This window comes from Amycolatopsis sp. cg5 (genome assembly GCF_041346955.1).
Classification (GTDB): domain Bacteria; phylum Actinomycetota; class Actinomycetes; order Mycobacteriales; family Pseudonocardiaceae; genus Amycolatopsis.
Genome location: NZ_CP166849.1, coordinates 6,413,702 through 6,427,508 on the forward strand (window position 1 = coordinate 6,413,702; position 13,807 = coordinate 6,427,508).

The following is a 13,807-nucleotide window of genomic DNA, read 5'->3' on the forward strand; positions in this document are numbered from 1 at the left end:
GATCGAAGTCTCGCGGAATGGATGTTCGGGCCAGGTTTAGACCATCGGAGTGAGGTCCCGGTCATAATGAACATCAGGTTTAGCTCAAGTGAACGTGCATCGGCGCGAGCGGCGTCGCGACGGTGTTATCAAAACTAGATAAACCTGTTAATCTCCCTCTTCGCTGCTAACCAAGCGAGGAGAATTCCGGGTGTCGGACAACAACGCGGTTGCCACCGTTCAGGATACGGAGAGCGTGGCCGCTCTGGTCGGCGAGAAGTTGACCTTGACAGCATTCAACGGGCTTTCGGGAAGCCTCGGCGGATACGCCTTCGTCAAGGTCGTCGTCGACCGCGAGAACTCCACGATCCACTTCCTGAACAACGCCAGGCACTCGTTCCACGCCCTCTACATCGGCGAGCAGATCCTCGGTATTTCCCAGGACCGCATGGCCGCGCGGATCGACGAGTTCAACCAGCGGTTCTACCACGACGCCGACCGGCGCTTCTATCTCGGCATTCTCGCGCTGCACACCAGGCAGGACGAGGAAACCGGCCAGGAATGGCGGGTGTTCTCCCTGGAGACCGTCGAGGTCGACACCATGTCCGCCGAGATGATCACGTATTTCTACGAATTCGTCCGTGCGAATCTCGACGACGCGCTCCCGCTGCTGTTCAAGCCCGCGAACCACCTCCAGGAGCGGTCCATCCTGGAATTGTCGCCGACCGCGCTGCCGCGCATTCTCGCGCACGAGCTGTTCTCCAGTTCCCAATTCGTGCCGCTGAACAGCGGGGTCACCACCGGCCGCCTGCGCGCGTTCCGCGACGAGGCCGAGTACCGCGCCGCGACGCTGGAATGGCACGACATCATCGTCATGCACCGGGTGCCCGACGACATCCCGCGCCTCGCCGGGATCATCAACGCGCACCACACCACGCCGTTGTCGCACACCAACGTGCTGGCCACCGGCTGGCAGATCCCCAACGCCATCCAGATCGGCGTGTTCGACCTGATCGAGCGGGAGAACCTCAACGGCCAGTGGGTCGAGTACGAGGTCGACGACGGCAACCCGACGGTCAGCCTGCGCCTGGTCGACGAGCCGGCTTCGGCGAGCCAGCGCCCGGCTTGGTACGCGCAGCGGATCGTGCTCGACGAGCCCGAATCCGAGAACACCCCGATCGCCGCGCTGAACGAGCTGCGCTACCGCGACCACCACCGCTACGGCACCAAGGCCGCGAACCTCGGCGAGCTGCACTACGTGCTGGCCAAGGGTTCGCAGCGGCTGCTCGGCTTCTTCCAGGTCCCCCGCCCGCCGCGCGACAACCTGCTCCCGTATCTCGGAAAGCTCCTCGGCGCGCCCGAGGGCTCGGACCTGGCGTCCGCGTCACGCAAGCTGCTCAGCGAGCACGTCCGCGTGCCGCGCGGCGTCGCGCTGCCGTTCTCGGTCCAGCAGCGGTTCCTCGAGTCCTCGCCGCGGATCCAGCAGGCCATCGGCAAGCTCAAGATGGCGCTGGAGCTCGACGCCCGCGAGGTCGAGCCGCTCTGCGTCGAACTGCAGCAGCTCATCCGCGGCGCCCGCATGCCCGCCGACCTGGTCTCCGAGATCGACGACGCGCTGATCGCGCAGCTCGCCGGCGTGCGCGCGTTCGTCGTGCGCAGCTCGTCCAACGCCGAGGACCTGGCCGGGTTCTCCGCCGCCGGGATCTACGAGTCGATCAACCACGTGACCACCGCCGAGAAGATCCTGACCAGCATCAAGGAGGTCTGGGCCTCGCTGGTGTCGGTGCGCAGCGTCCGGTTGCGCCAGCAGGCGGGCATCTCGCTCGACGAGTGCTTCATGGGCGTGGTGATCCAGGAGCAGGTCGCCGCCGACTTCGGTGGCGTGCTGGTGACCAGCAATCCCTTGAACCGCAACGACTTCCGCAACGTCTACGTCAACGTGTCGCCGCAGGTGACCGACGTGGTCGACGGCTCGAAGCAGCCGATGCAGTACCTCTACAACACCGTGGAGGGCGGCGGCCGCACCATGTCGCTCGGCGACGCCAAGGAGGACCTCGGCGAGCGCGCCAAGGAGCAGCTGCAGCGGCTCGCCGTCACCGGCCGCCTGCTGCAGTCGCACTTCTCCCCCGACTACACCTTCGACTCCCCTGTCGACATCGAGTGGCTCGCCGACGAGGACACCATCCACATCGTCCAGCTACGTCCTTACTCGGTCTGACGCCTTTCTCTAGGAGCACTTCATGCTGGGCCTCCGCCTGCCCGCGAACCCGGAAGTACGCCGGGCCGTGCGGCTGACCTACGGTTTCCAGTTCTTCTTCGGGCTGCTGCTGTGGGTGCCGATCTTCTACAGCTACCAGAAACAGCTCGGGATGAGCGACGCCGAGATCTTCGGCATCCAGAGCATCTACTACATCGCGTTCTGCCTGCTGGAGATCCCGACCGGGATGATCGCCGACCGGTTCGACTACCGGACCTCGCTGGTCGCGGGCGCGTCAGTGCTGGTCGCGGCGAACCTGGTCCCGGTGTTCCTCGGTTCCTACGCGGGATTCCTGATCCACTTCCTGCTCATCGCGCTGGCGCGCTCGCTCATCTCGGGCGCGCAGAGCGCGTACCTCTACGAGTACCTGCACGCCCACGGCGCTGGCTCGCTGTACCTCAAGGTCGAAGGCGTCGGGCGGTCGTACAGCCTGGTCGGCAAGATCGTGTTCTGGCCGGTCATCGGCCTGCTCATGCAGTGGAGCATGTCCTCGCCGTACTGGATCACCGCGATCAACGCGGGCATCGCCGTCCTGATGGCCCTCAAGCTCCCGCCGATCCCCGGCGGACGCGTCAACCGCGACAAGACGGCATCGCTGATCGCCGGTGTCGGCGGCGCCTTCGCGGCGCTGCGGTCCTCGCGCTGGCTGATGCTGTTGATGGTGCAGGGCATCGCGATGTTCACGCTGGTCCGGATCTGCCAGGTCAACCTGTTCCAGCCGATCCTGGAGTCCAAGCACGTCGCCGTCGACTGGTACGGCGCGGTGCTCGCGGCCATGACGATCTTCGAAGCGCTCGGCGCGGCCCGCCCCCACCGCCTGCGCCGCGCGGTCGGCCCGGCGGGCGCGGTGTTCCTGCTGACCATCGTGATGGCGCTGTGCCTCGGTTTCATCGTCGCCGTGCCCGCGATGGCCACCGTCGTGCTGCTGTGCGTCTTCGCGGTGGCGACCGGCATCTCGTTCCCGGTCCAGAAGCAGCTGCTCAACGACGCGATCCCGGACTCGAAGTACCGCGCGACGCTGCTGTCGATGGAGTCGATCATCGACAGGGCGGTGTGCGCGCTGGTCGCGGTGGCGCTCGGCGCCTACCTCGCGGCCGGTGAGCTGAACGCGTTCCTGCTGCTGTCGGCGATCGTGACCTGCACGCTCATGGGCCTGCTCGGCGCGCTGCTCCTCCTCGTCCGCCGCCGCAAGCGGGTCGTGAGTGGTATCGCCGGTTAGAACCGGCCGTACCACTCACGACCCAGGCGCTGCGGGATGCCCTTCAGCCCCGGCTCGGCTTTGACTCTTGGCCGCTCGGCTCGGGTGACGGCCTCCCTCACCGCGACCGTTTTGTATGAAGGCTCCCTTCATCCCGCACAGCTGTATGAAGGCTCCCTCATACAGCCAACTCTGGATGAAGGCTCCCTTCATCCCGCATAGCCGTATGAAGGCTCCCCTCATACGGTCGAACCTGGATGAAGGGAGCCTTCATACACGGTCGGCGCGAGTGAGGGCCTCCCTCACCCGAGCCGAGCCGGTCAGGGCCTCCCTCACCCGAGCCGAGTGGGTCAGGGCCTCCCTCACCCGCATATACGGACCAACCAGGCCCCCACCGCACGAATCCGAGCGGAGTAGGCCCTCACCCACGCCCGACCACGACCCTGCCGCGAACGGGACAGCCGAGCGGGGGTCGTGAGTGTTTTCGCCGGTTAGAACCCAATGCCGGGTAGTTAGGGCGTGGGGTGTGGTGTCAAGACGGTGGTTGTGTAGGTGACTTTTTGTGATGGTGGTGTTCCCGGGCGTTTGGATGGGAATGGTGAGGTGGGTCGTTTCCGTGCTCGGGGGCATTGCCGTGACCTGTGGTGTTGTGGGTTGAGTCTGCGGGTTGCTCGGTGTGTAGCGTGTGTGTGGCGGTGGTCGGGGGTGGCTCCGCGGTGGCTGATGATGCTGTCGGTGATGGTGGTCAGCGCGAGGGTGAAGGACACGCGGTTGATGTCGACGTCGGCGGTGTCGGCGCTGTCCTGGGCGAAGCGCCGTAGCAGTTGGTAGGTGGTCAGGTAGGCGTAGACCTCTTGCTCGATCCCGGTGTGGGTGCGTGAGCGCAGGACCCGTCCGGGGCCTTTTTGCAGCACTTTCCAGGAGTAGAAGGCGCGTTCGATGTCCCAGCGGCGCAGGTAGAGGTCGATCAGGTCCGCGGCGGGTGCGGCGTGGTGGTCGAGGATGGTGGTGATCAGCTGGTAGTGCTCGTGGCGGGTGTTGCCGTCGGCGGTGGTGATGGTGATCATCGCGGTGATCACGCGCACCGGCCGTGGGTCCGGCTGGTGGCGGTAATGCTTGCGGTTCGGGAACCGGGACAGGTAGGAGCCGTCGGGGCATGTCTGGTCGCTAGGCAGGTTGGCGTTGGATGTGGCGCGCCACAACAGGTCCGCTCCGGTCGTGGCCGCGGCGTGCCAGAGCGGCCATGTGTAGAAGTTGCGGTCGCCCAGCAGCAGGACGCCGGGGGTGAGTTTGTCCAGCAACCGTGTGGCGAGGGTGGTTTCCCCGTTCGCGGTGCTGGAGAACACAGCGCCGAGGAACGCGCGGGTGCCGCATTCCACCAGGCCCAGCAGCTGAAGTTTGCGGTAGCCGGACGGGCCGGGCTTTCCCGCCCGCGAGCCCGAACAGGCGGGCGTTGTCCTCGGTGTCGGGCACGTCCAGAGTGGTGCCGTCCCAGGCGAGCAGCCGCCAGCCCCGGTACCAGGCCCGAGCGTCGGCGCGGGTGGCGACCGGGCCGCAGGCCCAGTCCCACAACGCTCGCAGCGGCGCCACCCCGAGGCGGGCACGCGCTGCCCGCAGCGCCGCGGCACCCGGCGACCGGACCGCGATGTCCAGTCCCGAGGTCATCGTGTCGAACACTCCGCCGTATCCCCGGCCGGGAAACAACGTCAGCGCCAGCACGAAATACACCACCACACGGGCGGGCAGCAACCGCACCCGCCGCTGGGTTCGGCGGGTCTGGGCAAGAATCTCATCGATGACCTGCGGCGGAACGTAATCGGTCAACGCACCCAGATGCCCAGGTGCGAACGCGGACACGGTGTCGGGCATGGCAGAATCGGGCACAGCGGCTCCTGGCGAAGAGCGGATCTTGGTCGATTTCTCTTCTACCAGGAGCCGCGCCCATCACAACCTTGACACCACCACCCCAGCCCTAACTACCCGGCATTGGGTTAGAACCGGCCGTACCACTCACGAGGTCATTTCTCGAAGCAGCCTGCTTCGTTGAGCGGGCCGATGCTGGGCAGGATCAGGCCGCACAGGTAGGCGTCGACCCAGCGGCCGTTGCCGGAAAGCCCGGTGAGCAGGCGGACGAGCGGCGCGAACCTGGCGATCCCTTCGGACAGGGAATCCTGGTTGCGGCTCAACATCGACGTCAGCTGATCCAGCTGCTTGAGCACCGGCTCGAGCTGCTTGTCGTTGTCGTCGATGAGACCGTTCAGCTGAACCGCGAGCGCTTTCGTGGCGTCGAGCAGGTGCGAGATCGCCTGCTTGCGCTTGCTCACCTCGTCGAGGAGTTTGTTGCCGTCCTCCATGAGCTTGACAAGCTGGGCGTCTCGGTCGACGAGTGTCTGGCTTACCTGACGGGTATTCGCCAGCAGCCGGCCCAGTTGTTTGTCGCGCGACGCGAGGGTGTCTGAAAGCTTAGAAAGGCCGTTAAGCGCGCCGCGCACGTTGTCGGGCGTGTTCGCGAAGGTCGCGGCTATGGTGTCGAAGCTCTTGGCAAGCTGCGCGGTGTCGATGTCGTTGACAGTCGTTGTGAGGTCGCGGAACGCGTCGAGCATCGCGTAGGGCGCGACGGTGCGCTCGCGCGGAATCGGGTCGCCGGGGTCCAGCGTGGCGTCGCCTTGCGGGTCCAAGGCCAGGAACTGTTGCCCCAGCACGGTTTTGATCTTGATGTAGGCGATCGTCTTGTCGCCGAGCCAGACGTTCTTGACGCGGAAGGTCACCTTCACCTTGTCGCCGTCGAGCTTCACGTCGGCCACCTTGCCGACCTTGATCCCGGCGACGCGCACGTCGTTGTCGGTGCGCAACCCGGCCGACTCGCTGAATTCCGCGCTGTAGATGGTGCCCGCGCCGACGAGCGGCAGCGCGTCGACGTTCAGCGCGGCGAGCACACCGAGTGCGAGCACGGTGATCCCGACCAGGCCGGTGGTCACCGGCCTGCGCCCCCACGGAGAAATCATCCGTCGACTATCCAGGTACCCGTCCGGTAAGGCGAGCCGCCGCACCCGAACGGAGCACGATCTACCCGTTCGCGGGATTGCCAAGAACGGCCGCTGTCACTCAGATCAAAGGTGGGCAAGTAATAAAACGGGGGAAGAAATCATGAGAAACGCATATGCGGCCATGGCAGCACTCGCTTTGCTCGCACCGCTCGCGACGCCCGCGTCCGCCACGTCCCGGGTCATCGTCACCTCGGACCGCCCGGTCTCCTGGATCGGCCAAGTCGGCCGGACCACCCCGGTCCACGACGTTCCGGAGTGCGCGAAAGTCGGCTGCGGCCGGGTGGAACTCGAAGTCCGGCTACCGCGGTCACTGCGTAACAAGCCGGGAGGAGTGGAACTCGCGATCCGCACTGTCGGCGCGACCAGTGACGACAGCCTCGGCTTGGTCGTTTATCAAGGCAGCCGCCGCGTCGCGATCTCCGAAGCCCAGATCGGCACATCGCGTTCGGTATGGCTTCCGAAGACGAGCGCGCGCTACACGGCCTACGCCTTTTACAACCCCTTCGTCCCGGAGCTCGCTTCGGATTCCGTGCGCTACGAAGGACTTCTCGAGAACGAGAACACCCCGCGCCACCCGCAGGTCAAGCAGTTGCTGCCGGATCTGCTCGCGCTGCCTCAGCGTTACGCCACCTTCGAAACCCCGCCGCCGTTCTTCGACGACTCCGCCGCGCCGGGCGAGTCCTGCTTCAAGAGCGAGATCGAAGACCAAGGCGCGAAACGGTGCCTGCGCTTCGGGCAGGCCATGGCCAACGTCGGCGACGGACCCGTCGACATCCGCTACCAGACACCCGCGGGCCAGCGGCCGGAGGAAGTCCCTGGCGCACAACGGATCTACCGCTCGGACGGCACGTCGACGGACCTCCCGTCGGTCGGGAACATGCACTACCACGCCATCCACCACCACTACCATTTCGAGGACTGGTCGGTCTCGGAACTGTGGGCGGCGGGCCCCGACGGCGTGCCCACCGGCACGGCCCCGGTGGCCGTCGGCAAGAAGAACGGCTTCTGCATGGCCGACACCGAGTTGATGTGGTGGGCGAAGAAGGGCAACGGAGTCCAGAGCTACCCGGCGCCCCGCTGCCTCGACCCCGAGCCCGGCTCACCGCCCGGCGTCGACGCGTTCAAGAACGGGATCTCGCGTGGCTGGGCCGACGAGTACTACTGGGGCCTGCCGGACCAGATGATCGAGGTCAGCGCGCTGGCCGACGGCGCGTACGCCTTGGTCACCCGCATCGACCCGGCAGGCAAGGTCCGCGAACTGAGCGACACCAACAACTGCGTCCGGCTCCCCCTCACGCTCACCGGCCTCACCTCCCCGAGCCCGAAAGCCACTTTGGGGACCAAGTCAGCCCTCTGCTAGCGGGATAAAGCCTGCTTTACTCCGCGAGATTTAGCGGGCTTTATCCCGCGGAGTAAAGCCCGCTTTATCCCGGGTTCGGCTAGTCGATGAGCTCGCCGGCGATCAGGCTCATCATGACCAGGTCGTGCCACTTGCCGTCGCGGTAGAACCGCTGCCGTTGCCGTCCTTCTTCGACGAAGCCGACCTTCTCGTAGGCGCGCCGCGCGCCCGCGTTGTGCGGGACGACCACGAGCCAGATGCCGTGCAGGCGCATCTGGTCGAACCCGTAGCGGCACGCGACGCGGAGCGCGTCGGTGCCATAGCCGCCGCTGCGGAAGTCCGGTTCGCCGATGTAGATGGTCAGCTCGGCCCAGCCGCTCTCCGGCTCGGCGCCGGTCAGGTCGAGCACACCGATCGCACGCTTGTCCTCCAGCGACTCGATGCAAAGTGCCAGGTTGTCGTAGGTGTTGCGCGGCCGGTCCTCGCAGCGCTTGAGCACCTGCGCGCGCGACATCGGGTAGTCGTTGACCATCCACTGGGAGACGACCGGGTCGTCGAGCCAGCGCGTGAGTGACTCCGCGTCGGTCGGTTCGAGGGCGCGCAGGCGTGTCAGCTTCCCGGTCAGCATGACTCGACCGTACCGATTTCCATGGCCGAGCATGGAAGACAAGTTCACCCGGTTGGCACTGGTCTACAGTTCGATGAGGTGTAGTCACATCGCTGTGTAGAGTAATACACTCTCAACTATGTACGCGAACATCCTGTGCATCTTGGACGTGCTGACCGACGACCAGCACGCCAAGCTCAAAGCGCTGGGCACGCGCGTCCGCTTCCCCGCCGATCAGACCCTGTTCTTCGAGGGGCAGCCGTCGCACTCGGTCCTGTTGATCGAGGACGGCAACGTGAAGATCACCAAGGTCGCACCCGACGACACCGAGATGATCCTGGCCATCCGCGGCGCCGGCGAGCTACTGGGCGATGAGGGCGTGCTGATGGACGAGCCGCGTTCGGCGACCGTCACGACCATCACCGAGTTGTCCGCGATCGACGTCGACGCCGAGGAGCTGCGACGGTTCGTCCGCGACGAGGACCTCTGGCCGACCATGTACAAGGCGGTCGTGGCACGCGGCCGCCAATCGGATCAGCGCACCCTGCTGGGCAGGCTCGACGTCAAGTACCGGCTGGCCCGCTGGCTGCTCGACATCGCGGCCGAGGTCGGCGAGGAGGGGAGCGACGGCTGGACGATCGAACTCACCCTCTCGCAGCAGGACATGGCCAGCCGGATCGGCGCTTCACGCGATGCGGTCGCCATCGAGTTGCGCAGGCTGCGCGACAAAGGACTGGTGTCGACGGGCAGGCGAAAAATCGTGCTGCACGATCTCACCGCGCTCAACAGAATCGCCGCGGTCTGACCGCGACAGCACCGAAAAGACGGAGAACCATGATCACCAAGACCGAGACGTTGGGACCCTTCCAGCCGCTCTGGACGGCATGGAACCAAGCCGACAAAGAGGTGAAGGCCAAGCCGATCGAACATTTCGAGGTCGCGACGACCGTCCAGTTCAAGGAACTGCGGACACACCTGGGCAACAAGAACGACAAAGCGGCGGCGAACGAGGTGATCGACGTGATCAGCATCGCGCTCAACCTGATGCGCAACCTCGGTTACACGCCTGAGGAGGTCGCCGAGATCGCCAGGGAGCGGGCCGAGCTGCGGATGCACGACAAAACGTTGGGCATTCTCGACAAATATTGGCAAGAGTACGGCGTCTGAGTGGTGGCGGTGGCTTTTCCGGAGGGGTGGCAACGATGGGCGGACCAGCTGATCCAGACTCACCAGGTGACCCACGACTGTCTTTTCTGCTGATCAACGACGAGTGGTCGCCGACCCGCGGCGGTATCTCCACGTTCAACCGGCTGCTGGCGACCGCGCTGGCGGACGCGGGCTGCCGCACCGCGTGCCTGGTGGAGCACGCGACCCCGCGTGATCGCGAGGACGCGGCCGAGCGCGGCGTCACGCTGATCGTCGCCGAGCGCACGCCCGCCGGGCCCAACCTCTATGTCCGCGCCGAGCAGGCGCTGCGGACGCTGCCGGATGTCGTCGTCGGGCACGACCGGGTGAGTGGCGCGGTCGCGTGGACCTACGCGCGGCGCTACCGCAGGACCAGGCTGGTGCACATCGTGCACACCGCGCCGTCCGAGATCGAGCCGTACAAGAGCGGCGAGAGCGCGCCGCGCCGGATCGCCGAACGTGAACGCATGACCAGGGACATCGCGGCCGACGCCGATGTCGTCGCCGCGGTCGGGCCGAGGCTGCGGCGCAACGCGGAAGCCGTGGTGTGCGACGGGTTCGGCGGCGTGCCGGTGCTCCAGCTCGACCCCGGCCTCACCGTGCCCGCCGGGTTCGACGGCAGGCGGCGCCAGGCGCTGGCCGAGCCGACCGTGCTGGTGCTCGGCCGCACCGGTGACATCGAGCTGAAAGGCCTCGACATCGCGGCCAAGGCGACGGCCGGGCTCACCGTGCCGACCGGCCAGCCGAAACCGGTCCTCTACGTGCGCGGCGCGCCGGGTTCGGAATGCGCGTCGCTGCACGGCAGGCTCGTCGCGATGTCGGGCGCGGCGCGCGACCGCATCGACGTCCGCGCGTTCACCGACGACCCCGACGAGCTCGGCCAGGATCTCAAGCGCGCCTCGCTGAGCATCATCCCGTCCAGGGTCGAGGGATTCGGGATGGCCGCGCTCGACGCGATCAGCCTCGCGACCCCGCTGCTGGTGAGCAGCAAGAGCGGCGTCGCGGAGACGTTGCGCCACCATCTCGGCTCGCTGGCCGCCACCATGATCGTGGAGACGGACGACACCGGCGAGGACGTCGCCCGCTGGCAGGCCGCCATCCAGCGGATACTGAGCGACCGCGAGAAGGCGTTCCACGACGCGCACGAGATCAGGCGGCGCCTGATCGGCGTGCTCAGCTGGGAGCACACGGTCGACAAGCTGCTGTGCGGCCTCACTCCCCGCTCTCTCGCGAGCTGAGCTTCTCGCGCACGCCCGCCGCGTCCGGATGCCGCAGCTCGGTGAAGATCGCGAAAGCCTGTCGCCACAAGGCTTTCGCCCGCACTTCGTCGCCGCTCGCCAGGTGCACCTCACCGAGCCTGTCGAGCGCGTACGCTTCCCAATAGCGATCGCCGAGTTCGCGATTCAGCGACAGTGACCGTTCGAAGTGCCGGAGCGCGTCCGCCGTCCTGCCCAGCCGCAAGTCGAGTTCACCGATGTTCTTGAGAACGTTGGCCTGTCCCTCCTTGTCCGGCAGCTCGGCGTAGAGCCTGAGCGCCTCGCCGCTGTGCTCGGCCGCCTCGCCGAACCGGCCGAGCATGGACTCCTGCTTCCCCATTCCGGTCAGCGCGCCCGCCTGGTCACCCCTGCCGGTCCGCCGCCGCGCGAGGTCCCATCCTGCTCTCGCGTGGTCGAGCGCGAGCTGGTGCAACTCCTGCGCCTCGAACACCCTGCAATAGGCCAGATGCACGTGGAACAGGTACGACTCGTCTTCGAGGGCAAGGGAAAGCTCGAACGCCTCGTCGAGCAGGTTCTTCGCTTCGTCGAACCGGCTGAGCCGCGAGAGACCCTGCGCGAGCTGCCGAAGTGCGGTGGCTTGCCCGTACCGGTCGTCGGCTTCGCGGCTCGCCGCCAGTGCCGTCCGGGTCACCGCGACGCGCTCATGCCGTCTGCCCGCCCGGCGCAGGAAGATCTGGCAAGCCGAGGCGAGCCGCCACGAATACTCCGCGAACCCGTTGTCCGCGGCGAAGGTGACCATGGCGAGCAACGTGTCGTGTTCGGCGGTGAACCAGCTCATCGCCTCCGCGTATCCGGGTTGCACCGGCTGGATACGCCGATCGGCGCGGTCCGCGGCGCGCAGGTAGTGGTCGAGCACGCGTTCGGCGGCGGCGCGGCGATCCGGTTCCGTCGCCGCGAGTTCCGCCGCGTAGGCACGCAGGAGATCGTGGAAGCGGAACCTGCCGGGCACGTGCTCCGCCAGCAAGTGCGCGGTCACGAGTTCCTTGAGCAGCTGCCTGGCGTCCGGGGCCAGCGCCTCACACGCGAGCAGGTCGATGTCAGGGCCGGGATGCACGCCGAGCAACCGGAAAAGCCGGGCCGCTGCCGGGGAGAGCACGTTGTACGACCACGAAAAGACCGCACGCACGCTGAGATCGGTCTCGCCGAGATCGAGCGCGTCGAGCCGGTGACGTTCGTCTTTCAGCTCATGCACCAGTGCGGCCAGCGGCAAGTTGGCCTGGCTCGCGGCGCGGGCGGCGACGATGCTCAGCGCCAGCGGCAGCCGCGCGCACAACTCCATCAGCTCGTCGGCGGCTCGCGGTTCCACGGCGAGACGGTCGCCGTCGATCCGCTCGGCGAGCAGCGCGCGGGCGTCTTCGGCGGGCAGCACGTCGAGCGCGATCCGGTACGCGCCTTCCCTGACCATGAGACCGCGCAACTGATTCCGGCTGGTCACGAGCACGAGGCAGGTCGGCGTGCCGGGCAGCAGCGGCCGGACCTGGTCGGCGGACCGGGCGTTGTCGAGCACGATCAGCATCCGGCGCTCGGCCAGCAGGCTGCGGTAGAGCGCCGCTCTCGTTTCGAGGTCGGCGGGGACGCTGCCGGGCGCGACGTCGAGCGCCTGCAGGAAACCGTGCAGCGCCTGGCCGGGATCCATCGGCTCGCCCGCGTCGAAGCCGCGCAGGTTGACGTGCAGCTGGCCGTCCGGGAAGCGGTCCTTGACCTGATGCGCCCAGTGCATCGCCAACGTCGTCTTGCCGATGCCCGCGGTGCCGTCGATCGCGGTGATGATGACCGCGCCCGCCGCGCCGGAAATGGTGTCGAGCCTGCCGAGTTCGCTTTGTCGGCCGACGAACTGCCGGATGCCCGCGGGCAGCTGATGCGGCGCGGACTCCTCGGCGATCGGCGCGAGCAACTCCGGCGAGAGCACCATCCCCGGCACGCTGATCCAGGCCGTGGTGTCGGTTTCCTTGGCCTTCGCGCGGACCTGGTGATAGCCGTCGCGTTCGCGGCTGTGCCAGACGACCTCGTCGTAGAACCAGGCGGAGGTGACCACCGCCAGCAGTCCGCCGGAATCGGCCAGAGCCCGCTTCAGCACCGGGAGTTCGAGCAGCCGGAACGTCAGGTTGACCGGCCTGCCGACGACCCCGTGCTCGTCGTAGTGGATCTCGCCCGCGTGCAGCGCCATGCGCAGCCGGATCTGCTCCTCGTCGCGATGGGCCCGGTTGTGCTCACGCAGCGAGTCCAGCAACGCGCCCGGCAACGCCTCCACCAGCAGGCTTTTCGGCACGCTCGGCGGGATCAACACGAGCGCGCCATCACCGCGGTCCTCGTCTTCGCAGGTGTCCCACGGGATGCCCGCGGCCGCGAACGCGCGCGTCAGCACGCGGTAGAGCCCGTTGTGCACGGCGACCTGGTGCAGGTTGGTGCGCCGGAGGTCACCGAACCCGGCGACGTCGACGACGAGGATGGTCCGGTGCACGGCGCGGCTCATGGGGATAAGTCGTCGCACAGTCGCGGCCGTCTCGGCAACGGCCGGTCGGCCTCAGTCGCAGAAGACTTTGGGCTCGGTCGCGCCCTGCCTGGCACGGAAGAAGACCTCATGCCCGAGGTCATCGCGGAAAACGGCGCGGCTCGGCGTCAGCAATGTCATCCGGCCCGCCTGCCGGGGATTCCCCCAGCCGGGTGGCGCGCTCCGCGCGATGCCGATGAGCGGGACCTCGGCTTCGAAGTACACGCCGCCGATCTTGGTTTCGTCGATCCCGCAATGGGTGAGCAGGTCGAACGGCACCGAATCCGTCGTCGACAAGGACATCGCGGGCGGCTCGAACAGCGGCGACGGTGGCGGTGTGCGGGTGGCGTATACGCCGGCTATCCCGGCCGCGGCGACCAGCACGACCCCGAGCGGCCCCCAGATCTTGCTCCGTACGGACATGCGA

The 13,807-nt window shown here is 67.1% G+C and carries 11 protein-coding genes and 1 pseudogene; 6 read left to right on the plus strand and 6 right to left on the minus strand.

What is annotated here, in order from left to right; translation table 11 throughout:
- The first annotated feature begins 265 nt into the window (after positions 1 to 265).
- Entirely contained in the window at positions 266 to 2,197 is a 1,932-nt protein-coding gene (locus AB5J62_RS28555; RefSeq protein WP_370943008.1) for a PEP/pyruvate-binding domain-containing protein, read from the plus strand.
- Between the two features lie 22 nt (positions 2,198 to 2,219).
- Positions 2,220 to 3,455 (plus strand): MFS transporter, encoded by a 1,236-nt coding sequence (locus tag AB5J62_RS28560; protein WP_370943009.1) that lies wholly within the window; start codon positions 2,220 to 2,222, stop codon positions 3,453 to 3,455.
- 491 nt (positions 3,456 to 3,946) lie between these two features.
- Here the strand turns inward: AB5J62_RS28560 and AB5J62_RS28565 are convergent, their stop codons facing one another.
- The 3 genes and pseudogenes from AB5J62_RS28565 to AB5J62_RS28575 form a co-directional block, all read right to left on the minus strand.
- Positions 3,947 to 5,062, minus strand: coding sequence for an IS4 family transposase (locus tag AB5J62_RS28565; RefSeq protein ID WP_370943010.1), 1,116 nt, complete (start codon positions 5,060 to 5,062; stop codon positions 3,947 to 3,949).
- A pseudogene (locus tag AB5J62_RS28570) lies at positions 5,013 to 5,303 on the minus strand (transposase domain-containing protein); the annotation flags it as partial. The pseudogene AB5J62_RS28570 and the gene AB5J62_RS28565, both read right to left, overlap by 50 nt.
- 149 nt (positions 5,304 to 5,452) lie before the next feature.
- The gene (locus AB5J62_RS28575) at positions 5,453 to 6,439 is read right to left on the minus strand and encodes an MCE family protein (RefSeq protein WP_370943011.1); all 987 of its coding nucleotides are present in this window, start codon (positions 6,437 to 6,439) and stop codon (positions 5,453 to 5,455) included.
- A gap of 142 nt (positions 6,440 to 6,581) precedes the next feature.
- On the opposite strand from AB5J62_RS28575, the gene AB5J62_RS28580 reads away from it, so the two are divergent.
- Entirely contained in the window at positions 6,582 to 7,841 is a 1,260-nt protein-coding gene (locus AB5J62_RS28580) for a lysyl oxidase family protein (protein ID WP_370943012.1), read from the plus strand.
- A 79-nt stretch (positions 7,842 to 7,920) separates the two neighbouring features.
- Here the strand turns inward: AB5J62_RS28580 and AB5J62_RS28585 are convergent, their stop codons facing one another.
- Positions 7,921 to 8,448 (minus strand): GNAT family N-acetyltransferase, encoded by a 528-nt coding sequence (locus AB5J62_RS28585; protein ID WP_370943013.1) that lies wholly within the window; start codon positions 8,446 to 8,448, stop codon positions 7,921 to 7,923.
- 118 nt (positions 8,449 to 8,566) lie between these two features.
- Between AB5J62_RS28585 and AB5J62_RS28590 the strand changes: the two genes are divergently transcribed.
- The 3 genes from AB5J62_RS28590 to AB5J62_RS28600 are packed head-to-tail and all read left to right on the plus strand — an operon-like array spanning position 8,567 to position 10,850.
- The gene (locus AB5J62_RS28590; RefSeq protein WP_370943014.1) at positions 8,567 to 9,232 is read left to right on the plus strand and encodes a Crp/Fnr family transcriptional regulator; all 666 of its coding nucleotides are present in this window, start codon (positions 8,567 to 8,569) and stop codon (positions 9,230 to 9,232) included.
- Positions 9,233 to 9,261: 29 nt separating this feature from the next.
- Entirely contained in the window at positions 9,262 to 9,594 is a 333-nt protein-coding gene (locus AB5J62_RS28595; protein ID WP_370943015.1) for a hypothetical protein, read from the plus strand.
- 35 nt (positions 9,595 to 9,629) lie between these two features.
- Complete coding sequence (locus AB5J62_RS28600) at positions 9,630 to 10,850, plus strand: glycosyltransferase family 4 protein (RefSeq protein WP_370943016.1); 1,221 nt, start codon at positions 9,630 to 9,632, stop codon at positions 10,848 to 10,850.
- Here the strand turns inward: AB5J62_RS28600 and AB5J62_RS28605 are convergent.
- Complete coding sequence (locus AB5J62_RS28605) at positions 10,825 to 13,362, minus strand: tetratricopeptide repeat protein (RefSeq protein ID WP_370943017.1); 2,538 nt, start codon at positions 13,360 to 13,362, stop codon at positions 10,825 to 10,827. The genes AB5J62_RS28600 and AB5J62_RS28605 overlap by 26 nt on opposite strands.
- 51 nt (positions 13,363 to 13,413) lie before the next feature.
- A complete protein-coding gene (locus tag AB5J62_RS28610; protein WP_370943018.1) occupies positions 13,414 to 13,803 on the minus strand; it encodes a hypothetical protein in 390 nt (129 codons plus the stop codon).
- Positions 13,804 to 13,807: the final 4 nt, after the last annotated feature.